This is a genomic window from Arthrobacter sp. K4-10C, assembly GCF_059090085.1.
Genome location: NZ_JBNHFI010000006.1, coordinates 268,383 through 290,522 on the forward strand (window position 1 = coordinate 268,383; position 22,140 = coordinate 290,522).

Here is a 22,140-nt window from a genome sequence, read left to right on the forward strand (position 1 = left end):
TCCTTTTCCTAGGACTGCCAGTCCTACCTTCGTTGTAGAACGGGCCGGGGTGCGCCGGGCACAATGGTCACCATGGGTCAAAGCGCCGAGTTCGGAAAATTTCTCAAAGCCATGCGGTCGCGGCTGAGCCCGGAAGTGGCCGGTGCCGGGTCCACTCCCGGGGCGCGGAGGGTCCCCGGGCTTCGGCGCGAGGAAGTGGCGCGGCTGGCAGGAGTCAGCACCGACTACTACGTCCGGCTGGAACAGGGCCGGAACATCCACCCTTCACGGACCGTACTTGAAGCCGTGTCCCGCGCGCTCCGGCTGGACAGCAGCGAGCACGCGCACATGCTGGATCTGCTGGAAAACTGTGCCGGGTCGCCGCGGCCTGCCGGATCCGCGGTGCAAGGCGTGAGGCCGGCGCTGCGCCACCTACTTGAGGCGGTGGGGGACGTTCCGGCCATGCTCCTCGGACGGCGCAGCGATGTCCTGGCCGGAAACCCGATGGCGTTCCTGCTTTTTGCGGATTTTCCGGCGCTTCCGGCAGCGGAGCGCAACCTCACCCGCTGGCTGATCCTTGATCCCGCTGCCCGGAAACTGTTCCGCGACTGGAAAACGGTGGCGGCCGAAGCCGCCGGAGCCCTCCGTCTGGACGTGGGGCGGCACCCCAACGATCCCCAGGCGAACCAACTGGTGGGGGAGCTCGCAGTGAACAGTGAGCACTTTCGGCACTGGTGGGCAGGGCACCGGGTGGCGACGCGGTCGGCAGGCACCGTCCGGCTGCACCATCCCTCAGTAGGGGACCTGGAACTGAACTTTGAAAACTTCGCCCTCCCGGACGACGCCGACCAGACGCTGCGGGTGTATTCCGCCCGGCCCGGCTCGCCGTCGTCGGACGCCCTTGCCCTGCTCGGCAGCCTTGCCGCGCCCGGGGCGGGGCAGCAGCGGGAGAACATTGGGCCTGCCGCCGCACCCCACGAGACCGAGGAAGTGTAAGGGCAGCGGAACGGCTGTACATCTGTCCAGACCAGGGCGGCAATTCTGGCCAGGCGCCCATTGGTGCGGTGGGGGGCTGTTCCTAGGCTGGAGGAGCACACTCTTCACCCACCAAGGATGGTCTCAAAGATGAAACGCATCGCCCTGCTGAAGGAACGCCAGGCGGGTAACGCCAGCGGCGCCTCGTCCACCGCCACCGGCTCACATTGCCCCGTGTCCGGACTCTGGAGCCCGGACCACGACCCCCACACCGTGCTGTCCTTCTTCGAAGGACATGTGTTCCCGGCGTTCGACGGCGTCCCTACAGTTTGGCGTCGGCGTCCGGCAGGCATTGCCTCGGCCAACTAAAGCCCGCTTAACCGCAACTGGCCCGCAGTCAACATCGTCGAACGCGAGTTCGCGACGCCAGCTGCGGGCCAGTTGGGAAGATATTAGTGTTCCTCGAGGCGGAAACCGATCTTCATGGTGACCTGCCAATCGGCGATCTTGCCCTCCTCAAGGTGTCCGCGGATCTCCTTGACCTCGAACCAGTCGAGGTTCCGCAGCGTCTGGGATGCCTTGGCGATCCCGTTCCGGACGGCGTCGTCCACACCCTGATCCGACGTGCCGACAATTTCAGAAATGCTGTACGTGTGGTTGGACAACTTCGCTCCTCGTGGTCATCGTTGCTCCCGGTTGCGGGCCGTTCTTGAAGACTAGTAGGACTCCAAGGGCCTGACCAGCCTTTACCCGGATGTGCCGTTCAGGACCACCACGTTGCTTACCGACGTGTTGCGGCCGGAGGTCCTCAAAACATGCCCGTCCTGAGGCGTGTCCGAGGTGACGGTAAGGTCCCTCACCGCGCTGCCGTCTCCCGCCACCCACAGCGTGACGCCCTCGCTGTTGGTGAGCACCACATCGGAGGCCCGCCCCGTGGCCCCGGCCAGCGTGACGTTGCGCCTGTCGGCCCACACCACCGCCGGCTCGTGATACGTTCCAGGCAGGAGCCGGATCGTCACAGGGCGCGGGTTGTTGGATGGTATGGCGCCGACTGCCGCCCGGATGCTGGCGTAGTCGCCGCTTCCGTCAAGGGCAACTGTGATCACCTCCGCCGGCCGGGTCGCCGTTCCGCCCAGCGGCCCCGCGAAGGCCTGCACCAGCGCCGGGACGGCGCTGGCCGGCGCCAACCCATACGGGTAACCAGGTGTAAAGGAACTGCCGCGTTCCTGCCCGGTGTTTCCGCTGCACTGCTCGAAGACGTTGCCGCGGGACACGAGCTCCCCGCCGGGACCCTGGTGGTGCAGGGGGTTGCGGACATCCCTGAAGTAGTTGTTCTCCACCAGGAGCAACGCGGCGTTCCGTCCCAGCATTCCGTAGCTGGAGATGTTCTCCAGGTAGTTGTTGTAGACGTGCGAAGCCGCGGTGTTGTCCAGGCTGGCGTTCCGTTGGTGGGTATTGCGGATCCAGTTGTGATGGAGGGTGAGCCGGGTGACCACGTTTTGGGTCCAGCCTTCGCCAAGGGCTTTGTTGTGGTCCGCGAACACGTTCCAGGACAGCGTCACGTTGTCGCAATCCTTCCGGATGTCCACCAGGCCGTCGCCCAGCCGGGTGAAGTGCATGTGGTCCACCCAGATGTGGTGCGAGGTGTCCATCTGGATGCCGTCGCGGTCGTTGTCCGGCCGCTTGCCCACGAAATCGCCCGGTATGTAGGAGTCCCGGATCGTGAAGTTCCGGAAGACCACGTTGGCCGCGTTGATGAGCTTGAAGCCCGCATTCACCACGGCCGCGCCCGTTCCCGAACCAAGGAACGATTTGTGTGAGGTGACGGCCAGCTTTTCGTACTGGGTGAACGCGAGTACGCCGTCAATGACGATGACCAGCGGTCCGGGGCTCTTGGCGTACTCCCGCAGCAGTGCCGGAGTGGAAGCCCGCACCACCTGTCCGCCCGCACCGCCGGTGGTGCCGTCCAGGCCGTGGCCGCTGAGTCTGGCAAATCCCAGGGGCGCGTCAGTCCAGGTGCCGCCCAGTGCATTGCCTGTCGGGAGTCCGGCATCGGCGAAACCGCTGCGCCCAACCGCGATGCTTGAAGCGCGGGCTGGTGAGAGCAGACCCGCAGCCACGGCACCCGCGGTCAAACCGGCTGCTGACAGCAGGGTCCGGCGGCGAATGCCGGATGCTGCAGCTTTTCTGTCCCGCATCTCAGCCACGTCCCGTCGGTGTCCAGTCGCCGAGGAACGCTTCCAAGGTGTATTTTGCGGCCTCTTCTGCCGTGAGCTGGGGGTGGAACTCGTTCACATAGGCTCCCGGACCGCTGTTGTTGTATTCCGCGAACCTGCCTTCAGTCCACGAATGGCCGCTCATGTCTGCCCAGCCTTGCACTGCGATGTGCTCCCCGAGCACGGAGTCCCGGATGACGGCCATGGGGTGGGCGTCGGGGTCGCTGCTGGCGAACCAGGGCCTGCCCAGGCTTACGGTGCCGGGCGCGGCGTCGGAGGTGAGGGTGCTGTTGGTGATGAGGAAGCCGTAGGGGTTGGAGTTCTTGGTGCTCGGCGCCACGATGTAGCCGTTGTTGGTGCTGCTGCCGCGGTCCAGGGAGTGGATGGTGCAGCCGTCCAGGACAGCCGTGCCCCTGCCGTAGATGAAGTCCACGTCGCCTTCGATGTAGCAGTCCTTGAGATAGGTGCGGGCGGTGGCGTCCCGGCCGGCAGTGTCGGCCAGGTAGGTATCCTGGTTGCCGAGGAACCGGGTGCCCTCGAACGTCACCTTGTCCCCAACGGTTCGGACGGCAAGCGCCTGGCTCGGACCGTTGGCAGCCTCGTCGTAGTCGTTTTCAATCGTCAGGTTCCGCACCTTGGTTCCGGCAGCCGAAATGGTCATCGTGGGACTTCCGGCGGTACCCCAGGTGCCGCCAAAGAACTTCACGCCGTTCGCCGGGGTGTCATAGGTGATGACGACGTCGGACGGGTTGGCTGTTGCGCCCTGGATGGTGAGGTTGGGGCGGTCGGCCCAGACATTCACCACTTCACGGTAAGTGCCCGGCTTGACGGTGATGGTGCGGGGCTGGGTATCGCCTGCCGGGATGGAGCCGATAGCGGCCTGGAGGCTGCCGAAGTCGCCGGTGCCGTCGAGGGCGACCGTGATTTCCGCCGTCTTGTTGGGGGCGCTGTCCTGGCGCGGGCCGGCCCCGGCGCTGACGATGTCCGGAATGCGGGCGGCGTCGTCCTCCTGGTACGGGTAGAAGGCCGCGGGGTCGAACGCGGCGCCCACGTTGTCCTTGCGGCCGCGGGTGGAGTTGAAGACGTTGTCCCGGCTTACCACCTCGGTTCCGGGGTCCTTGGCCACTACCGGATCCTGGACCGCGGCGAAGTAGTTGCCTTCCAAGACCACCTTGGCCGAGTTCCGGCCCATCATGCCGTACTGGCCGATGTCCTGGAGGTAGTTGTTGTAGACGTGGGCGGCGGCGGTGTTGTCCAGGCTGAAGTTCCGCTGCGTGGTGTTCCGGATCCAGTTGTGGTGGATGGTCATGCGGGTGATGGCGTTGGCGGTCCAGCCCACCCCCAGGGCCTTGTTGTTGTCCGCGAAGATGTTCCAGGAGTAGGTGAGGAAATCGGAGTCCTTGCGTGTGTCGATCAGGCCGTCACCCATGCGTTCGAACTTCATGTGGTCCACCCAGACGTGGTGGCTGGTGTCCAACTGGATGCCGTCCCTGTCGTTGTCCGGGCGCTTACCGTCCCAGTCGCCGGGGATGTAGGAATCCCGGACGGTGAAGTTCCGGAAGATGACGTTGGAGACGTTGATCAGCTTGAAGCCGGCGTTGACCACCTCCGCCCCGGCGCCCACCCCGATGAAGCTCTTGTTCGCCGCGACGGGAATCTTGACGTAATCGGCGGCGCGCAGGGAGCCGGCGATGAAGACCACCAAAGGCTCAGGGGAGGACGCATACTCCTGCAGTTGGCCGATGGTGGTGGCCGTGACGATCCGGCCGGCCTGTCCGCCTGTGGTGCCGTCCAGACCATGGCCGGGCAGCGACGCGAACCCGTCCGGTGTCTCCTTCCACAGGGCTGTGGGGTCCTGGGCGGATGGTGCGGCGGGAACCTGTGGGCCGCCCGATGTAAGCGCGGGGGCGGCGCTTGCCGGGGCGGGAGCGAAACCGCCAAGAATGACGACGGCGGTTGCCGCGCCTAAGAAACGTCGCAGGCTCATGCAAAACTCCTTTGTCTTGTGTCCGGGCAGCCTCCAGCCCGGGCGTGTCATTAGGGGTGTCAGTGATGCGCGCGGAAAACGGGCAGCCTATTTCAGGCCGGTGGTGGCGATGCCGTTGATGAGGTACTTTTGGCCGGCGATGAAGAAGCCGATGATCGGGGCGATGGATACGACCGACATGGCGAACATGGGGCCCCACATGCTTTGGCCTTCAGAATCCATGAAGGCCCGCAATGCAAGGGGGACGGTGTACAGGTCCTGGTTCTGGATGTAAAGCAGGGGGCCGAAGAATTCGTTCCACGTGGAGATGAAGGTGAAGATGGCGGTGGTGGCCATGGCCGGGACGCACAGCGGCAGGATGACCCGGAGGAAGGTGCGGAAGGGGCCGCACCCGTCGATCTGGGCGGCGTCGTCCAGTTCTTTCGGCAGGGCCTTCATGAACTGGACCATCAGGAAGATGAAAAATGCGTTGGTGGCCATGAAGTTCGGCACGATCAGTGGCAGGTAGGTGTCCAGCCAGCCGAGCTGGGAGAAGATGATGTACTGCGGCACCAGCAGGACGTGGCCCGGCAACATCAGGGTGCCCAGCATCAGCGCGAAAAACAGCTTCCTGCCGGTGAACTCCATCCGTGCGAAGGCGTAGGCGGCGAGGGCGCAGGAGAAGATGTTGCCGACGATCGAGAACACCACCACGATCATGGAGTTGACCAGGTAGATGTGGAAGGGCTGGTCCAGCGCCGTCCAGCCTTGGGCGTAGTTGCTGAAATCCCAGTTCTCCGGCCAAAGCCCAAGCTGCCGGAAGATGTCGTTGCTTGGCTTGAGGGAGCTGGAAACCAGCCACAGCAGAGGGTACAGCATCACCAGGCCCACCAGGCAGAGGATCAGGTGCCGGGAAAAGCGGGTACCCGGGGTGCCGGTGAGGGCGTCTTCCGGGTCGGCCTGCTTGCCGGGCTTGTCTTGCTTGCGCTTTGTCGGTAATTCGAGGAGTGCCATGGGGGTGCCTTAGTTGTCGTAGAAGACCCAGAACTTGGATGCGATGAAGTTGATGGCGGTGAAGATCGCAATGATCATCAGCAGCAGCCAGGCCATCGCCGAGGCATACCCCATCTCGAACTCGGTGAAGCCCTTCTGGTACAGGTACAGGTTGTAGAACAGGGTGGAATCCGCAGGCCCGCCCGTTCCGCCACTCATCACGTAGCCCTGGGTGAACGTCTGGAAGGAGCCGATGAGCTGCATGATCAGGTTGAAGAAGATGATCGGGCTGATCAGCGGAATGGTGATGCTGCGGAACTGCCGCCAACGGGACGCCCCGTCGATCGAGGCTGCCTCGTAGTACATGGTGGGCACCTGCCGCAGGCCTGCCAGGAAGATCACCATGGGCGAGCCGAAAGTCCAAACGTTCAGCACGATGAGGGTGCTTAGAGAGAAGTCCGGGTCCGTGACCCAGGGAGGTCCGGTGATCCCGAACAGGCCCAGGAATCCGTTGACGATGCCGTCATTGCCAAAGATGTAGCGCCACAGCATCACGATGGCCACGCTGCCGCCCAGCAGGGACGGCAGGTAGTAGATGGACCGGTAGATAGCCAGTCCCTGCAGACCGCGGTTGAGGACCAATGCAATCAACAGGGCGACGGCCAGCGAAATGGGCACGGACACGAAGGTGTAGATGAAGGTGACCTTCAGCGACTGCCACAGCCGCGGGTCCCCGGCCATCGCCTGGAAGTTCGCCAAACCCACAAAATTCGGTTCCATGAACAGGTTGTAGTCCGTGAATGCCAGGTACAGCGACGCGAAGAACGGGATGATGGTGAACAGCATGCCCAGGAACCACGGCAGCAGGAACAGGTAGCCGGAGCGCTGGTTCTTTCTGCGCGGGGTTCCCGTCCTGGGTTTGCCCGTTCCGCCGACGGCGGGGACTGCGGCCGGGCCGGGGCCTTGCTTGGTCAGCACTGACATCCCTCAGGCTCCTGTCTGCTTCATGTGTACCGGCATGCGGAGGCAATAGCCGGAACTACTTGTTGATGGCTGCATTGCTCTTCTCAAGGAAGGTCTTGGCGGCATCCGCCGGCGTGATCCGCCCGAACTCGACTTCGGTGGCAAGCTGCTTGAGGGTATCTGCCACAACGCTCGCGCCCTTGGGGTACACGTAGGCGGGGGCCAGATCGTCTTCCTGGATGGCAGCCATCATGTTGACGAAGGTGGTGTCGTCGGTGCTGAGCTTGGACGTGATCGACTTGGCCACGTCCGGGTTCACAGGGACTCCACGCTGGGTGAGGGTGTGTGCGGCGCCATCGCTGTCATTGGTCAGGAAATCCAGCAACTTTGCGGCTTCCTTGGGGTGCTTGGACTTCGCCGCGATAGACCAGAGCATGGTGGGATCGGCCGAATATCCCCTTCGCTTGCCCGTTGTTTCGCCCGGCATCCGGAGCAGCACAACATCACCTTCGACAGCCTCGTTGTAGCCGCGGAAGTTGTTAATGGGGATGATCTGCGAGGCCACCGTGCCCTTTGCGAGGTAGGACTGTGCCGGAGAGCCGCCGATCTGCTCAAAGAAGCCGGCCGGCGGGTAGCCCCCTGCGTTACGCAGGTCAACGCTGTACTGGAACCAGTCACGGATGGTTTCCTCGCTGACGCCGAGCTTGTTGTCCTTCGTGTAGAAGTCCTCGCCGCGCTGCCTGGCCAGCAGGATGGGGCCTGTTTCGGTAGCCACGTCGTAGCCCGCCCCGTACACCTTGCCGCCTGTTTTCTGCGTTACTTCGGTGGCGAACTTGGCGTAGTCCTCCCAGCTCCAGGTCTTGTCGTCCGGGATGGTGACGCCGGCCTGGTCCGTAATGGTCTTGTTGACCACCATGCCGATGGTGGTCACGCCGGTGGCCAGGCCGTAGAGCTTGCCGTCCACCTCGCCGCGGCTGAGGACCGTTTCGGGCACATTGTCCAGGTTGAGTTCAGGCAGCTTCTTGAGGTCGGCGAGCGTTCCCCGCTGGGCGTATTCCAGGAGGCTGCGGTTGGCCATGGCCAGGACGTCCGGCGGGTTTCCACCAGCGAAGCGGGTGGCCAGCTTGTCGGCGTAGGGGCCGCTGTCCTGGTATTCCGTCTTGACGGTAATGCCCGGGTTTTTCTGCTCGAAGATCCGAAGGGCTTCCTCAGTCACCTTGGCACGGTTGGCATCACCCCAGAAAACAAAGTTGAGTTCCACATTGCCGCCGGCGGCGGGGGCAGCTCCTCCGCCGCAACCGCTGAGGGCCAGACCCGCTGCTGTTACGGCCGCGCCCAGGAATATCCTGCGGGGGATCCCGGTGCTTGTTGTCTTCTTCATCGAATGACGCCTCTCTTGGGTTGCTTTTGATTGGATCGGGCGAGGATTAGCAGAAACTTTCTGTCTCTGTTGGGTCTGGTCCTGCCTGGCTGCCCGCGGATCGGTAGGCGCAAGCGGGGGGAGCAAAGAACGAGTAAACGATTTCTAGCAAGGCGAGAAGGTGACTGTCAACACCTCTCTGGAAACTGCGCTGCAGAAAGTTAGGAAAGTTTCCCTCACTATTGCCGTTTGTTTCTGCTCTGCTTATGCTGAACTGCATCCCCCGATTCACAACCCATGAAGGAGGCACCGTGACGCCGCGCCATCCTGATCTGCATGCGCTGGCGGGCCAGTGCAGCGGGCAGGACCTCCCGCCGTCGAGCTCTCCCCGGCCGTACCTCCATCCGGTCCGTTCCGTGGCCGGCACCACGGTGACCGGCGTGGCACCCAAGGACCATCCGCACCACGCCGGATTGTCCGTTGCCTTTTCGGACCTCAACGGCACCAACTTCTGGGGCGGCTCCACGTACACGGCCCGTGGCCCGGCCGTGCTGCCGAACCACGGACGCCAGGTAGCCTCGGCCTGGACCAGTTCCGCCTCCAGGGCTGACGGCTCGGTCACCTGGCTCTCCGGGAGCGGTGCGGAAGTGGCCGCGGAACGCCGGAGCATCCGGTGCTACCACCACCCGCACCCGGGAACCTGGAGCCTGTCCGTCCACTCGGTGATGGTTCCCGGAAGTGACGCTGAGCATTTGGAGGTGTCGTCGTCGGCCGTCAAAGGACGTGCCGGCGCCGGCTACGGCGGAATCTTCTGGCGCTTTCCCGAACATTGCGCCGACCCAACGGTCCTGTCAGCTGAAGGTGCAGGCGCGGCCGCGGCCCACGGAAGCACCTCACCCTGGCTCGCCATCAGTACCACCCTGGGCGGAGTGCCGGTCAGCGTGGTCCTGGCCCAAACCGGCAACTACCTCCCATGGTTCATCAGGACGGACGGCTACCTCGGCGCGGGCCCGGCCGTCGCATGGTCGGACAAAGCCTTCGCTGATGCCACCAGCCCGCTGGTGCAGTCCCTGCATGCCGTCATCCACGACGGCCCCGTAGCCACAGCCACGCAGGCCACGCAGCTCCTCCGGCACCACCCCGAATACCAGACCTCCCGCCCAGACAGGACACCATGACTTCCCGGAACGCCATCCCCGTGTACACCAACCCGGTCCTCAACGCCGACTGGCCGGACCCGGACGCGGTCCAGGTCCGGGGCGTCTACTACCTCATTGCCTCCAGCTTCAACCGGGTGCCAGGGCTTCCAATCCTTCGTTCGCGGAACCTCGTGGACTGGGAGCACGCCGGGCACGCCCTCCCCCACCTGCCCCAGGGCAGCCATTACTCCCTGGTCCGCCATGGCAGCGGCGTATGGGCGCCGTCCTTGCGCTATCACGACGGCCGCTTCTGGATCTTCTACCCGGATCCGGACCATGGCATCTTCGTCCTGAGCGCGGAAAGGGCGGAAGGTCCCTGGACAGCACCGCACCTGCTCTATGCCGGCAGGGGGCTGATTGATCCGTGCCCGCTGTGGGATGACGATGGACAGGCCTACCTGGTCCACGGCTGGGCCCACAGCAGGGTGGGGGTCAAGAACCGCCTCACCGTCCACCGCATGAGTCCGGACGCCAGCCGTCTGCTGGACCACGGCACCCATGTCATCAATGGCGGGGACCTGCCCGGCTACACCACGCTCGAGGGCCCGAAGTTCTACAAGCGGGACGGCTGGTACTGGATCTTCGCGCCTGCCGGCGGCGTTGCCACCGGCTGGCAGTCGGTGTTCCGCTCCAGGTCCCCGTTCGGCCCCTACGAAGGCCGGCGGGTGCTGGAGCAGGGAAACACCGGAGTCAACGGTCCCCACCAGGGTGCCTGGGTTACCAGCCCGCAGGGCGAGGACTGGTTCCTGCACTTCCAGGACCGCGGCCCCTACGGCCGGGTGGTCCACCTGCAGCCCATGGGCTGGGATGAGGACGGCTGGCCGTGGATGGGCACGCGGGCGTCCGACGGCGGCCCGGGAACCCCTGTGGCCAGCCACGCCTACCCGGCGGGTACTTTTCCCGAGGATGTGGCACCGCCCGCAAGCGACGACTTCACGTCGCCATGGCTGGGGCCGCAGTGGCACTGGCAGGCCAATCCGCGCGACGCATGGTGCTACCAGGGCGGCGGCGGGCAGCTTGTCCTCCGTCCGCAGGCCAACGATCCCGTCAACCTGCGGGAGCTTCCCAACGTCCTGGGGCAGATCCTTCCCGGCACGCCGTCCACGTTCACTACGTCCCTGGAGCTGCGGGACGTTCCGGTGGGGACCCGTGCCGGGGTGGTGGTACTTGGCCAGAAATACGCCTGGCTGGGTATCGTGCGGACTGCCGACGGCTTTGTCCTGGGTAACGGCACCGGGGGAGAAGGACCTCACGAACAGGCACTGGGGCGCCGGATTGTGCTCCCGGGTGCCAAAATCGAGCTTCAGATCCGCACTGACGGAACCCCCAGGTCCACGTTTGCCTGGCGTTCAAGGCCGGCCGATCCATGGGAGGTCCAGGGCTGGAACTTCGAGGTGGTCAAAGGGCAGTGGATCGGTGCCGAGCTGGGCATCTTCTCCGCGTCGCCCCTGGGTTCACAGGAAGGCGGCAGTGTTATCGTGGGACCCGTGCGGGTGGACACCGCGCCCGTCCGCCGGGCCACTGCTCCGCAACTCGCCGCCGCAACCATATGAGCCCAAGGACTGTACCGTTGACCGCCACCCCGCGTCCCAAGATTGCCGACGTCGCGGCGGCCGCCGGAGTCTCGGTGCCTACGGTGTCCAAGGTGCTCAACGGCCGCACCCATGTCTCAGAGGCCACGCGGGCCAAGGTGCAGCAGGCGCTGGAGGAACTGGATTACTCCAAACGCAACACGCCTGCAGCCCAGCCTGGCATTCTGCAGCTGGTGGTAAACAACTTTGATTCGCCCTGGATCCTGGAAACCATGGCCGGCGTTGAAGCGGCGGCCGACCGGCTGGGCTACGCGGTGGCTTACGCCCGCGCAGAGCACGCAACCGCCGAGCGCTGGCGGAAGCTGCGCGAACCGTCCGTAAACCGGCTGGACGGCGTGCTGCTGCTGGCTCCCCGGAAGGGGTCCCGGCTGGTGGGCACCTTGCGGACGCTCAAAATCCCGGCCGTCGCCATCGACCCGGAAGGCACCGAAGACCTGGCGATCCCCAGCGTCAGCCCGGCGTCTTTCTCCGGGGCGCTCACCGCCGTCGGGCATCTCTTGGCACTTGGCCACCGGCGGATAGGCATCATCACGGGCCGGAAGCACAGTCCCGGACACGGCCGCGCCCGGTACGCCGCCTATGCCGCGGGGCTGCATGAGGCGGGCCTGCCGGTCCTGCCGGAGCTGGTTCGGGACGGCGACTTCAGCATCGAGTCCGGGATGCGGCTTGGCGCGGACCTGCTGGACCTGCCCGAGCCGCCTACCGCGATTTTCACCGGCAGTGACCTGCAGGCCCTGGGCGTGATGAACGCGGCGGGGCAGCGCTCCCTCCACGTACCGGAGGACCTCAGCATTGTGGGTTTCGATGACATCGCCCAGGCTGCGCTGACGTCGCCGCCCCTCACCACGGTCCGGCAGCCGCTGGCGCAGCTGGCCTCCATGGCGGTGGGCATGCTGGCGGAACAGCAGGATCAGCAGGGCGCCCTGGCGCCTACTGCCCTCGAGGTGGCCACCGAGCTGGTGGTCCGTGGAACCACGGCCCCGCCCGCCCGCTAAACCCCGAGTGCCGGCCTGACCCCGGGCGCCCGGTTACTTGCTGCCCAGGACCAGGCTCTTCAGGTCGTCCAGCGTCTGCTGCATATGCGCGTCCATGGCCTGGCGTGCCTGCACGGCGTCACGGGATTGCAGTGCCTCAGCGATGTTCCGGTGGTGCCCGATGGCGTGCACCTGGATTTCCGGCACGGCCGACGTTTCCGCCCGGCGCTTCTCCAGGACCCGGTGCAGCGGCTCGAACAGCACGGACACAAAGACATTTCCGGAGGCGCGCAGGATCACGTCATGGAACGCGAGGTCGGCCTCGACGAAAGCGTCGACGTCATTGATGCCGTGGGCGGCCTTCATCGCTGAGACGTAGGCAAAGAGCGATTCGGTCTCAGCTTCTGAAATGCGCCCGGCCGCCAGTTCGCACGCGCCGGTTTCGAGCATGCGGCGGAGCTCGATGAGCTGGACGGACGCTTCAGCTTCGTTCTTGCCCTCGGACGCTGCCCGCAGGACGGCTTCCAGCGAAGTCCAGCGGCTCAGCGGGTTGACAAAGGTGCCCCGGCCGCGTTCCACGCTGAGGATGTGCTGGGCCTGGAGGGTCTTCATGGCTTCGCGCACAGTCATTCGGCTGACTTCGTGCCGCGCGCTAAGTTCATGCTCGCCGGGAACCGTGGCCCCGGGCGGGAATTCACCCTCGATAATACGGTCCAGCAGCTCGTCAGCCACGACGCCGACCAGCGACTTCCTTGCCATCCTGCCCCCGATCCCTGCCGTTGCATGTGCCCGGCGGATATGTCCGACAAGTCTACTTGCGCCTGGTTATGTGGTGTGCCACACTGACACTGAAATGCAAGATGTCAGACATCTTACAGCTATACCAATAAGACGATCCGCCGCCCGGATTACTACACAACGGAGTGCACTGTGACGCTTGAGACTGCATTGCTTGAAGCAGACCTTCTCGCCGCCTATCCCGTGGAATTGCAGATTCCCGCCAGCCTCGTTGCAGGTACGGTGGCCGCGTCCAACGCGCAGGCTCCCCGGGTGCTTGTAGTGCTCGACGACGACCCCACCGGAACGCAGTCCGTGGCGGACCTGCCCGTACTCACCAGCTGGGAGGTGGAGGACTTCAGGTGGGCCTTCGCGCATATCGCCCAGAGCGCAGCCGAGCCTGCTGTTTACGTCCTGACCAACACCCGCAGCCTGGACCCCGCCGAGGCAGCCGCCCGCAACGAGGAAGTGGTCCGGAACGCCCTCGCCGCTGCTGGTTCGTCCAACGCCAGTGCCGGTGCCACTGTTAACTCCAACCTGCGGGTGGGATTCGTCAGCCGCAGCGACTCCACCCTCCGCGGCCACTACCCGCTTGAACCTGACGTCATCGCCGCCACCGTTGCTGACGTGAGCGGTGAGAGTACCGACGGTGTGGTCCTGGTGCCGGCCTTCCCCGACGCCGGCCGGGTCACCATCGGTGGTGTCCACTACATGCGCGGCACCGGCGGGTCCGCGGGTACGTTGATCCCCGTATCCGGGACCGAGTTCGCCAAGGACGCCACCTTCGGCTTCACTACGTCCGTCCTGGCCAAGTACGTGGAAGAAAAGTCGCAGGGCCGGTTCGCAGCGGACTCCGTGATCGTCCTGGACCTCAACATCATCCGGGCGGGCGCCGCAACCGGGGACCCGGCCATTTCAGCCAGGGCCATCGCGGACGCCATGGAAGCCGCCACCAACAGCACGCCGATCGTGGCCGACGTTGTCTCGGAGAACGACCTCCGGGCCCTGGCCCTTGGCCTGGAAGAAGCGGAGCGCAGGGGCAAGAAGCTCCTCTACCGGGTGGGCCCGCCTTTTGGCCGTGCCCGGATCGGCCAGGAAATCCGCACCGAGCTCACCGCGGCCGAAGCCTACGCCGGCAACACCCCGTCCAAGGCCGGCGGCCTGATCGTGGTCGGCTCGCACGTGGGGGTCACCACCCGCCAGCTCAAGGCGCTGACCGAACAGCACAGCGCCGCCCGCATCGTCGAGATCGACGTCGAAAAGCTCCTGGGCAACGAGGCAGGGGCCGCCGCCCACCTGGACCAGATCGTGACGACGGTGGTTGAAGCCTTGCAGGGGGGTGACGTCATCGTCCACACCAGCCGCCTGCTGATCAAGGCAGACGACCCCGCCGAAAGCCTGCGGATCGCCCGCACGGTGTCCGCCGCCGTCGTGGCAGTGGTCAACCGGACGCTGAAGACCTTCCCGCCGCGGTTCGTCATCGCCAAGGGCGGCATCACGTCCTCGGACGTCGCCGCCCACGGCCTGGAGATCCGCCACGCAATCGTCCGCGGACCCATGCTCCCCGGGATCGTGAGCCTGTGGGAACCGGTGGACGGCCCCGCCAAGGGCATCCCGTACATCGTCTTCGCCGGCAACGTGGGCAACGACCAGTCCCTCGCCGACGTCACCCGCAAACTCAGCAACACCTTCTAGTCCCCACCGGCTCCCAACCCTCGCAAGCTCGGGCGGGGGCCCTCGCCGGCGTGGGCCCGGCCACCTCAAAGGAGAACATCATGACCAGCAACTACACCGTCACCGTCCTGGGCCTTGGCGCCATGGGCCTGCCCATGGCCACCCGGCTCGCCTCCCAGCTGACCGTCCAAGGCTTCGACATCGCCGAACCCCGGCTGAAGCTTGCCGAAGAAGCCGGCATCGCCACGTTCGCCACTGCCCGCGAAGCCGCGAAAGGCGCCAACGCCGTCCTGCTGGCCGTCCGCAACGGTGAGCAGCTCAACGACGTCCTCTTCGGCGGGAACGGCGTGGCCTCCGTGCTGGAGCCGGGCGCCGTGGTCATCCTCGGCAGCACCGTGGGAACCGATGCCATCCAAGGCACCGTGGAGAAGCTGGCCGAATACGGCGTGGAACTCGTGGATGCGCCGCTGTCCGGCGGCCCCAAGCGTGCCGGCGAAGGCGACCTGCTGATCGTCGTCGGCGCGTCCCCCGAAGCCCGCCAAAAGGCCGCACCCGCCCTGGAACTGCTTGCTTCCACCCTCACCGTGGTGGGCGACAAGCCCGGTGACGGCCAGGCCCTCAAGACCGTCAACCAGCTCCTCTGCGGCGTCCACATCGCCGCCGCCGCCGAAGCCATGGCCCTCGCCGACGCCCTGGGCCTGGACCAGGCCAAGACCCTCGCCGCCTTGGAAGCCGGCGCGGCCGGGTCCTTCATGCTGTCCAACCGCGGCCCCCGCATCCTCGAGGCCTACACCGAGGAGGGCGCCGAGGTGTTGAGCCGCCTGGACATCTTCGTCAAGGACATGGGCATCGTGGGCAAAGCCACCCGCGCCGCCGGACTCGCGGCCCCGGTTGCCGCGGCCGCCGAGCAGCTCTACCTGCTGGGCCAGGCCCAGGGCCTCGCGGCCGCCGATGACTCAGCCGTCATCAAGGTAGTAGCCCCCGCAAAGCGCACCAAGTAGCAAGCACTTCCCCTCAAAACGTACGACGACGGCGGTGCCTCCACCGCTGTCGTCGTACCCGCCCAGCTCGCTAGCCTTAGCTAGCGATGTCAAAGGAGACACACGATGAGCGCATTAGCTCTTCTGGCCATAGCAGTGGCGGGCGTCGCCCTGCTCCTCGTGGCCGTTATCAAGTTCAAAATCCCCGCCTTCCTCGCCCTGCTTGTGGTCAGCGTCTCCGTAGCGCTGGTGGCAGGCATTCCGCTGCCGGATGTCATCAAGACCGTGACCGAAGGCATGGGCGGAACGCTCGGTTCGGTGGCAATCCTGGTGGGCCTCGGCGCCATGCTGGGCAAGATGATCGAAATTTCCGGCGGCGCGCAGTCGCTGGCCGGAAAGTTCACCCAGTTGCTTGGTCCCCGCAGGGTCATCGCAGCCCTGACCGCTGCCGCATTCCTGCTGGCCATCCCCGTCTTCTTCGACGTCGGATTCATCATCCTGATCCCCATCATCTACGGCTTCGCCAAGGCCGCCGGCGTCAACCCGGTCAAGATCGGCCTGCCCGTTGGTGCCATCATGCTGGCCATCCACGTAGTTGTTCCGCCGCATCCCGGCGTGGTGGGCGGCGCCGGCATCCTCGGCGCGGACATCGGCTGGACCACCATCATCGGCCTGGTGATGTGTATCCCGGTGGGTGTCCTGGGCTACTTTGTTGCCCGAAAGTTGAACAAGCGCGACTTCGCCATGCTTCCGGCCACCGCAGAGCAGTTCCGCCTGTTCGGAACCGGAAACTCCCAGGTTGAGCAGGAAGCCGCGCACGGGACCTCTGCCGTCGCTGTCAAGAACCAGGTCAGGACGGCCCCCAGCCCTGCCATGATCATTACCCTGATCGTCCTGCCCATCCTCATGATTATGGTGGGCACCGTGGGCGCCGTCATCCTGCCCAAGGAATCCTTCCCCGCCCAACTGGCTGCATTCGTCGGCGCCCCGCTTATCGCCCTGCTGACTGCCCTGGGCCTGGCCTACTACTTCCTGGGCATCCGCCGCGGCTGGTCTTCCCAGCACACCGGCGAAGTGATGGATTCGGCGCTGGCCCCCACCGCCATCGTCATCCTGGTGACCGGGGCCGGCGGTGTCTTCGGCAAGGTCCTCACCGTCTCCGGGATCGGCAAGGCCCTCGCTGATGGGCTGCAGACCGCGGGCCTGCCGGTCATCCTGATGGCCTTCATCCTCGCGGCCATCCTGCGCGCTTCCCAGGGCTCCGCCACCGTGGCAATCATCACCACCTCTGGCCTGCTGGCGGCGTCAGTGGCCGACGGCGGCTTCTCGCCCATCCAAACTGCACTCATCCTCATCGCGATCGGCTTCGGCGCCTTCGGCCTCAGCCACGTCAACGACTCCGGATTCTGGATCGTGACCCGGTACCTGGGGCTCTCGGTGGCTGACGGCCTGCGCACCTGGACCGTCCTGACCACCATCCTGGGCCTGGCCGGCTTCGCTCTGACCTTCGTCGCCTGGATCCTGGTGGGAGGCCTGGGCGTCTGATGCGCACCCGTCTGGACCAGCTGGTCACGTCAGCCCTGCAGCAGGGTTCGGCCGTCCCCGCGTTCACCTGCTACGACTTCACCACCGCCCTGGCGGTGGTGGGCGCAGCGGAGGATTCCGGCCGCGGCGTCATCCTGCTGGTGGCGCCCAAGACCGCAGCCACCTCCAACGGCCTCCGGTTGATCTCTGCGCTGCGCGGCCTGGCGGACGCCGCGTCCGTGCCCGTCGCCGTGCAGCTTGACCACGCCACGGACTTGAAAGTGATGTCCGACGCCGTCACGGCCGGGGCGGATTGCGTCCTCGCCGACGGTTCATCCCTTCCTTACAAGGACAACATCGCGCTGGTGGTCGCCGCCCGCGCCTTGCTGGGCGCCGACGTCGTCCTTGAGGCGGAACTTGGCGGCCTCGCCGGCGACGAGGACCGCGCCTTCGGTGCCGGCGAATCCGGCGCCTCAGTGGCGGGCCTCACCGACTCCGGACAGGTGGAGGACTTCGTGTCCCGCACGGGGGCCCAGCTGCTGGCTGTAGCGGTGGGCAACATCCACGGCAAGTACAAGGGCGAGCCGCAGCTGCGCTGGGACGTCCTGCAGGACATCGCCGTCAGGACGCACATCCCGCTGGTCCTGCACGGTGCGTCGGGCATTCCGGCGGAAGAGCTGGTGAAGGCGGCGTCCATGAACGTGGGCAAGGTCAACTTCAACACCGAGCTTCGCACCGGCGTGCTGGCCACGCTGCAGGCGGAGCTGCCGGGGCACCGTGCCGACGGCGAAAACCTGCAGTCATTGCTGGGCCACTGGAACGGGACGGCCAAGGACTTCGCCACCGGAACACTGGCCACACTCAGCCGCTAGCAGCAACCACTCGCCGAGACCACCAAACCGCTTGCCTTCAACCAAGGCTTTTACAACCTGTTCCTGGCGATGGGCACTTTGATTGGCATAGCCTGCGTCGCGCTGGGGTCCGAGGGCTCCGCGCAGTCCGTGGTGGGCTGGACGCTGATATTCAGCTGCTGCGGGTCCATGGCGCTGGCTGCCATTGTCCTCGCGCTGACCGGGAAAAAGTACCTCCGGCCCGCCATGACCCAGGGGACCACGCCGTTCCTCGCCGTCGTCCTCGGCCTCGTCGAACTGGCGACCTAGCCGCGCCAACCTGGCCGTGCCCGGCTTGCCCATCCGCCCCTTCTACACCACAGGCAACGGGAGCAGAATGGTGCTGTGACCAGTGCCAGGATGCCGTAGGGTCCGCGGTGGGCGGTGCCGACGGGCAGGAGAGAAAACCGCGGCCGGTTGCGGCGGTGGGCCGCGACGCCGTCATCGACCTGGTGCGCTTCATCTGCCTGGCCCTGGTGGTGGTGGCCCACTGCATGATGGTCAGCCCCGTCCTTCATCCCGACGGGACCGTTACTACCCAGAACACCCTCGCCGAGCAAGGCTGGTTCGTTCCCGTCATCTGGATCTTCATGGTCATGCCGCTGTTTTTCGTCACCGGCGGCGCGACCGGACTGCAGTCGTGGCGGCGGCTGAAAGCGCGCGGTGGAACGGCGTCCGCATTTGTCCGGTCGAGGCTCCTGCGCCTGGTCCGCCCGGCCTGCGCCCTGTTGGCTGTGATGTTCATGGGCCTGGGAATGGCCGCGGTGCTGGGTGTGCATCCGCAGGTGGTCCAGCTCATGGCGGCCGGCGCCGGGATGCCCCTGTGGTTCCTGGCGGCATACCTTGCGGCGCAGCTGAACATTCCGCTGTTGGCCGCCCTGCACGCCCGCGCAGCCTGGCCCACCTTTGCCGTGCTGATTGCCCTGGTGGTGGCCGTTGACTGTCTCCGGGGGGCGCTGCCGGGGTTGGCGCACATCAACCTGGTGTTTCTTTGGTGCGCGGTGCAGCAGGTGGGTTTCCTGCTGGCCGACGGATACTGGTCCAAAGTTTCACGGTCCGGGCTGCTGGCCATTGCCCTGGGCGCACACCTGGTTCTGGGCACCGTGACGGGCCTGGGGCTGTATCCGGGCAACATGCTGGTGAACCTCAACCCGCCCAACCTGTGCCTGCTCCTACTCGGCATCGCTCAAGCGGCCCTGCTGGAGCTGGCACGGCCCGCGCTGGTCCCGGTGTGTTCGGTGCGGTGGGTCGATACGGTGATGCGGGTGGCAGGAAGCCGCTCGCTGACCGTGTACCTGTGGCACCTTCCCCTGCTCGTGGGGATGTCCGGCCTGCTCCTGCTCACCCCGTTCCCCAAACCGGCGTCGGGCACCGCGGAGTGGTGGTGGGCGCGGCCGCTGGTGCTCGTTGCGCTGGTCCTCCTGCTGCTGGCCGCCGTGGCGGCCTTTGGCCGCCTGGAGGAACGCCCGACGACGGTCCCCGGCACCCGCTGCCGGCCCGCCAGGGTGGCGGGCGCCGTCGTCGTGGTCTTCCTTCCGGTGGCGGCCGCGGCACTCGGCGGCGTGACGCTGGGACTGCTGGGAGCCGGGGCGTCCTGCTTCGCCGCTGCCCTAATGCTGCTGCTCTGGCATTGCCAGCGGGATGAAGTAGTGCCAGTGTCGAACCATGACCGAGAACACGATGTCCACCGAGGATAGGTTCACTCCCGACGTCACCCTGCGGCGCAACGATGCGCAGCACCGGTACGAACTGCTGGTGGGCGGCAAACTGGCCGTCCAGTCGTTTTTCCGGGACCTGCCCGGCCACATCGACTTCACCCACACCGAAACCAGCCAGGACTTCGAGGGCCGTGGCCTGGGCAAGGTGCTGGCCCACTTTGCCCTGGACGACGTCGTGGCCACCGGCAAACGCATCATTCCGCACTGCCCGTTCATCTCCGGCTACCTGCGCCAGCACGAGGGGTACGAACAGTTCGTTGACTGGCCGGAGGCGTAGCCGCAGGGCTCCATCCTGAAGTGCCCTCCGCCCACGCCGTTACGCTTCCACTGCACCGGGTACGGGACCGGTAGCAGAGGCGTGAAGCAGGGCGGAAGGACACCATGGCTCATCCGGAAGCATTGTTCGATGTTGCAGTCATTGGCGGGGGACCGGCCGGGTTGAGCGCCGGGGTTGCCCTCGCCAGGGCCTTGCGGTCCGTGGTTGTGATCGACGCCGGTGAACAGCGGAACCTGAGGGCATCCGGGGTGCACGGTTTCCTGAGCCGCGAAGGCATGAGCCCGCAGGACCTGGTGTCTGCGGGCCGGGAAGAATTGGCACGGTTCGGCGGGACCGCCCGGCGGGGGTTCGTAGCGTCGGCACGCCGTGAGGGCGGAAATTTTGTCCTCTCGCTCAAGGACGGCTCAACCCTCACTGCCCGCCGGCTCCTGATCGCCTCCGGAATCACCGATGAGTTGCCAGTGCTTCCAGGACTGGCCGAACGGTGGGGACGGGATGTCCTGTATTGCCCCTACTGCCACGGCTGGGAAATCCGGGATCAGCGGATTGGCATCCTGGCGGCGGACTCCAATTCTGTCCCCGAGGCGCTGACCTTCCGGCAATGGAGCCAGGACGTCACCCTCTTCCTGAACGGTGCGGTCACGCTCAGCCCTGAGGAGAAGGAACAGTTACAGGCCCGATCCGTCAGAGTTGTTGATGGCAGAGTCCTCGGACTGGAAGTCTGCGATGACAAGCTGGCCGGGCTCGCTCTCGACGACGGAAGGGTCCTGCCGCTTGACGCGCTGGCCGTCAGCCCGGCAACCGTCAGCAAGGCCAACATGCTCCAGCGCCTTGGCTTGGAACCCAGCGCCTTGGAAGAAGGGGAGGGCAGTTGGCTGCAGGCGGACGACTCCGGGCTGACCTCGTGCCCCGGCGTGTGGGCTGCAGGTAACGCCACGGACGTTTCAGCGCAGGTGATGACGGCGGCGGCTGCCGGGCTGCGGGCCGCTTCGGCCATCAATGCGGACCTGGTGCTGGCAGATACGCGGCAGGCCGTCGAAGCGGCCCGCGCTCACGCCCCTTCCTGACCCTGGGGCAATGGGCGTCAGCACCTAGCTGGCGAGGGCCTGCCCGCTTACTGTTGCGCTGAGGCCGGGGTCGTCGATGGTGAAGCCGCAGGCACAGCGGTACGTCACCACGCTCCCGGGGACGGCTGCGGTGGGGATGGGGACAACCCCGGTGCCGTCCACGTAGACGGGCTGACGGACGGGAAGTTCCGCCGGATCGACGCGCTGCATGGGCATGCGGCAATGCATGCGCGAGTTCAGGGTGGCCATCAGTCCCAGATCCACTGGCGGAGCGGGTTCCAAGGGAGCAATCTCTCCCGGGATGCGTTCCCCCAACGCCGTCAACTGGTCTACGGTAGCGGTGGCCATTTTGTTCATCCTTGGGCTTCTTCACGAGGCTGCCGGCGCTGGCTGCCCCGCCGCGAACTGCTTGCGGAGGTTCATTTACCCCACAAGCAAAGCATGCTTACTAATGAGGTTCCAAATCGGGCCATCCCCGGAACCGCTGGTCGCGGAGGCTTGCAGCGGGGGCTGGAGCACGTTATGCGCGCCGGCGCTGCCAGTGGTACGCGTGCCAGAACAGCAGCCCCACGGCGGCCGCTACTCCGGTCACGATCAGGTAGGGCGCGAACGTCAGGACCAGGTAGGAAACCGGCATCTGGCCGTTGACCGGCATTGTGTTCGCTGCCGCAAGGAAGATGGCCGCGAAGCCACCGCCGACCAGCAGGGCCGCCAGCAGCCAGAGGGCAACGATGAAGGGATTTGCCGTACCCGGAGCGCTTTCCCCGGAAGGGTCTTGCCCCGCGTCCTCCGGTACGGAATTGCCGTCCTGGTCCACTTCCCGGAATCCCACTGCGCTTACCTGCTTTTCCATATCTCCCCCTTGTGGCCCTGCCCGGCCGAACAGCCGGCGGTACGCCCACCCTAGCCGCCCGTGCGGGCTCGCGCTCGGGTGGCGCTCCTGTGCTTGCCGAAGTCCGCCGCCTGTGCCGGCGGTGCAATCGCGGTGGGACATTCTGCAGCAGCGCAGGGCAACT

At 65.9% G+C, this 22,140-nt stretch carries 21 protein-coding genes and 1 pseudogene; 13 read left to right on the plus strand and 9 right to left on the minus strand.

Annotated elements, in window-relative coordinates; genetic code table 11:
- The first annotated feature begins 72 nt into the window (after window positions 1–72).
- A complete protein-coding gene (locus AC5RUU_RS10620) occupies window positions 73–975 on the plus strand; it encodes a helix-turn-helix domain-containing protein (protein WP_493975165.1) in 903 nt (300 codons plus the stop codon).
- Window positions 976–1,104: 129 nt separating this feature from the next.
- Complete coding sequence (locus AC5RUU_RS10625; protein WP_493975166.1) at window positions 1,105–1,323, plus strand: hypothetical protein; 219 nt, start codon at window positions 1,105–1,107, stop codon at window positions 1,321–1,323.
- A gap of 83 nt (window positions 1,324–1,406) precedes the next feature.
- Here AC5RUU_RS10625 and AC5RUU_RS10630 read toward each other — a convergent pair whose 3' ends face one another.
- The 6 genes from AC5RUU_RS10630 to AC5RUU_RS10655 form a co-directional block, all read right to left on the minus strand.
- Window positions 1,407–1,619 (minus strand): dodecin, encoded by a 213-nt coding sequence (locus AC5RUU_RS10630; protein ID WP_009357757.1) that lies wholly within the window; start codon window positions 1,617–1,619, stop codon window positions 1,407–1,409.
- An 81-nt stretch (window positions 1,620–1,700) separates the two neighbouring features.
- Entirely contained in the window at window positions 1,701–3,152 is a 1,452-nt protein-coding gene (locus AC5RUU_RS10635; protein WP_493975220.1) for a pectate lyase family protein, read from the minus strand.
- A gap of 1 nt (window position 3,153) precedes the next feature.
- Window positions 3,154–5,157: a pectinesterase family protein gene (locus AC5RUU_RS10640; RefSeq protein ID WP_493975167.1), complete on the minus strand. Its 2,004-nt coding sequence runs from the start codon at window positions 5,155–5,157 to the stop codon at window positions 3,154–3,156.
- Between the two features lie 87 nt (window positions 5,158–5,244).
- The gene (locus tag AC5RUU_RS10645; protein WP_493975168.1) at window positions 5,245–6,150 is read right to left on the minus strand and encodes a carbohydrate ABC transporter permease; all 906 of its coding nucleotides are present in this window, start codon (window positions 6,148–6,150) and stop codon (window positions 5,245–5,247) included.
- Between the two features lie 9 nt (window positions 6,151–6,159).
- A complete protein-coding gene (locus AC5RUU_RS10650; protein WP_493975169.1) occupies window positions 6,160–7,113 on the minus strand; it encodes a carbohydrate ABC transporter permease in 954 nt (317 codons plus the stop codon).
- Window positions 7,114–7,168: 55 nt separating this feature from the next.
- On the minus strand, window positions 7,169–8,473 hold the full coding sequence (locus tag AC5RUU_RS10655; RefSeq protein ID WP_493975170.1) for an ABC transporter substrate-binding protein: 1,305 nt from the start codon (window positions 8,471–8,473) through the stop codon (window positions 7,169–7,171).
- A gap of 290 nt (window positions 8,474–8,763) precedes the next feature.
- Between AC5RUU_RS10655 and AC5RUU_RS10660 the strand changes: the two genes are divergently transcribed.
- From AC5RUU_RS10660 to AC5RUU_RS10670, 3 genes are read left to right on the plus strand one after another with little or no spacing between them, the layout of a single operon-like run.
- Complete coding sequence (locus AC5RUU_RS10660) at window positions 8,764–9,630, plus strand: DUF6807 family protein (RefSeq protein WP_493975171.1); 867 nt, start codon at window positions 8,764–8,766, stop codon at window positions 9,628–9,630.
- Window positions 9,627–11,204: a glycoside hydrolase family 43 protein gene (locus AC5RUU_RS10665; RefSeq protein ID WP_493975172.1), complete on the plus strand. Its 1,578-nt coding sequence runs from the start codon at window positions 9,627–9,629 to the stop codon at window positions 11,202–11,204. Before AC5RUU_RS10660 ends, AC5RUU_RS10665 begins: the two co-directional genes overlap by 4 nt.
- 17 nt (window positions 11,205–11,221) lie before the next feature.
- Entirely contained in the window at window positions 11,222–12,238 is a 1,017-nt protein-coding gene (locus AC5RUU_RS10670) for a LacI family DNA-binding transcriptional regulator (protein WP_493975173.1), read from the plus strand.
- 33 nt (window positions 12,239–12,271) lie between these two features.
- Here AC5RUU_RS10670 and AC5RUU_RS10675 read toward each other — a convergent pair whose 3' ends face one another.
- Window positions 12,272–12,976, minus strand: a complete 705-nt coding sequence (locus tag AC5RUU_RS10675) for a FadR/GntR family transcriptional regulator (RefSeq protein ID WP_493975174.1) — start codon at window positions 12,974–12,976, stop codon at window positions 12,272–12,274.
- A gap of 171 nt (window positions 12,977–13,147) precedes the next feature.
- Here AC5RUU_RS10675 and AC5RUU_RS10680 point away from each other — a divergent pair, with 171 nt between their 5' ends.
- The 8 genes and pseudogenes from AC5RUU_RS10680 to AC5RUU_RS10715 all read left to right on the plus strand — a co-directional run bounded on the left by AC5RUU_RS10680 (window position 13,148) and on the right by AC5RUU_RS10715 (window position 21,124).
- A complete protein-coding gene (locus AC5RUU_RS10680) occupies window positions 13,148–14,689 on the plus strand; it encodes a four-carbon acid sugar kinase family protein (RefSeq protein WP_493975175.1) in 1,542 nt (513 codons plus the stop codon).
- Window positions 14,690–14,769: 80 nt separating this feature from the next.
- Window positions 14,770–15,669, plus strand: coding sequence for an NAD(P)-dependent oxidoreductase (locus AC5RUU_RS10685; RefSeq protein WP_493975176.1), 900 nt, complete (start codon window positions 14,770–14,772; stop codon window positions 15,667–15,669).
- 105 nt (window positions 15,670–15,774) lie between these two features.
- Window positions 15,775–17,193, plus strand: coding sequence for a GntP family transporter (locus tag AC5RUU_RS10690; protein WP_493975177.1), 1,419 nt, complete (start codon window positions 15,775–15,777; stop codon window positions 17,191–17,193).
- On the plus strand, window positions 17,193–18,044 hold the full coding sequence (locus AC5RUU_RS10695; protein ID WP_493975178.1) for a class II fructose-bisphosphate aldolase: 852 nt from the start codon (window positions 17,193–17,195) through the stop codon (window positions 18,042–18,044). The genes AC5RUU_RS10690 and AC5RUU_RS10695 overlap by 1 nt, the downstream gene beginning before the upstream one ends.
- A 12-nt stretch (window positions 18,045–18,056) precedes the next feature.
- A pseudogene (locus tag AC5RUU_RS10700) lies at window positions 18,057–18,332 on the plus strand (DUF1304 family protein); the annotation flags it as partial.
- Window positions 18,333–18,439: 107 nt separating this feature from the next.
- Window positions 18,440–19,759 (plus strand): acyltransferase family protein, encoded by a 1,320-nt coding sequence (locus AC5RUU_RS10705; protein WP_493975179.1) that lies wholly within the window; start codon window positions 18,440–18,442, stop codon window positions 19,757–19,759.
- Complete coding sequence (locus tag AC5RUU_RS10710) at window positions 19,728–20,057, plus strand: GNAT family N-acetyltransferase (RefSeq protein ID WP_493975180.1); 330 nt, start codon at window positions 19,728–19,730, stop codon at window positions 20,055–20,057. Before AC5RUU_RS10705 ends, AC5RUU_RS10710 begins: the two co-directional genes overlap by 32 nt.
- 104 nt (window positions 20,058–20,161) lie before the next feature.
- On the plus strand, window positions 20,162–21,124 hold the full coding sequence (locus AC5RUU_RS10715; RefSeq protein ID WP_493975181.1) for an NAD(P)/FAD-dependent oxidoreductase: 963 nt from the start codon (window positions 20,162–20,164) through the stop codon (window positions 21,122–21,124).
- Between the two features lie 24 nt (window positions 21,125–21,148).
- On the opposite strand, the gene AC5RUU_RS10720 is transcribed toward AC5RUU_RS10715, so the two are convergent.
- Window positions 21,149–21,472: a hypothetical protein gene (locus AC5RUU_RS10720; RefSeq protein WP_493975182.1), complete on the minus strand. Its 324-nt coding sequence runs from the start codon at window positions 21,470–21,472 to the stop codon at window positions 21,149–21,151.
- 172 nt (window positions 21,473–21,644) lie between these two features.
- Window positions 21,645–21,977 carry a hypothetical protein gene (locus AC5RUU_RS10725; protein ID WP_493975183.1) on the minus strand — a complete coding sequence of 111 codons (333 nt, stop codon included), beginning with the start codon at window positions 21,975–21,977 and terminating at the stop codon, window positions 21,645–21,647.
- Window positions 21,978–22,140: the final 163 nt, after the last annotated feature.

What these genes read in the sequence shown, in the direction of transcription:
- AC5RUU_RS10620 (WP_493975165.1), top strand. Translation starts at nt 73, where the DNA reads ATGGGTCAAAGCGCCGAGTTCGGAAAATTTCTCAAAGCCATGCGGTCG.
- AC5RUU_RS10625 (WP_493975166.1), top strand. Translation starts at nt 1,105, where the DNA reads ATGAAACGCATCGCCCTGCTGAAGGAACGCCAGGCGGGTAACGCCAGC.
- AC5RUU_RS10635 (WP_493975220.1), bottom strand. Translation starts at nt 3,152, where the DNA reads ATGCGGGACAGAAAAGCTGCAGCATCCGGCATTCGCCGCCGGACCCTG.
- AC5RUU_RS10640 (WP_493975167.1), bottom strand. Translation starts at nt 5,157, where the DNA reads ATGAGCCTGCGACGTTTCTTAGGCGCGGCAACCGCCGTCGTCATTCTT.
- AC5RUU_RS10645 (WP_493975168.1), bottom strand. Translation starts at nt 6,150, where the DNA reads ATGGCACTCCTCGAATTACCGACAAAGCGCAAGCAAGACAAGCCCGGC.
- AC5RUU_RS10650 (WP_493975169.1), bottom strand. Translation starts at nt 7,113, where the DNA reads ATGTCAGTGCTGACCAAGCAAGGCCCCGGCCCGGCCGCAGTCCCCGCC.
- AC5RUU_RS10655 (WP_493975170.1), bottom strand. Translation starts at nt 8,473, where the DNA reads ATGAAGAAGACAACAAGCACCGGGATCCCCCGCAGGATATTCCTGGGC.
- AC5RUU_RS10665 (WP_493975172.1), top strand. Translation starts at nt 9,627, where the DNA reads ATGACTTCCCGGAACGCCATCCCCGTGTACACCAACCCGGTCCTCAAC.
- AC5RUU_RS10675 (WP_493975174.1), bottom strand. Translation starts at nt 12,976, where the DNA reads ATGGCAAGGAAGTCGCTGGTCGGCGTCGTGGCTGACGAGCTGCTGGAC.
- AC5RUU_RS10685 (WP_493975176.1), top strand. Translation starts at nt 14,770, where the DNA reads ATGACCAGCAACTACACCGTCACCGTCCTGGGCCTTGGCGCCATGGGC.
- AC5RUU_RS10690 (WP_493975177.1), top strand. Translation starts at nt 15,775, where the DNA reads ATGAGCGCATTAGCTCTTCTGGCCATAGCAGTGGCGGGCGTCGCCCTG.
- AC5RUU_RS10695 (WP_493975178.1), top strand. Translation starts at nt 17,193, where the DNA reads ATGCGCACCCGTCTGGACCAGCTGGTCACGTCAGCCCTGCAGCAGGGT.
- AC5RUU_RS10710 (WP_493975180.1), top strand. Translation starts at nt 19,728, where the DNA reads ATGACCGAGAACACGATGTCCACCGAGGATAGGTTCACTCCCGACGTC.
- AC5RUU_RS10715 (WP_493975181.1), top strand. Translation starts at nt 20,162, where the DNA reads ATGGCTCATCCGGAAGCATTGTTCGATGTTGCAGTCATTGGCGGGGGA.
- AC5RUU_RS10720 (WP_493975182.1), bottom strand. Translation starts at nt 21,472, where the DNA reads ATGGCCACCGCTACCGTAGACCAGTTGACGGCGTTGGGGGAACGCATC.
- AC5RUU_RS10725 (WP_493975183.1), bottom strand. Translation starts at nt 21,977, where the DNA reads ATGGAAAAGCAGGTAAGCGCAGTGGGATTCCGGGAAGTGGACCAGGAC.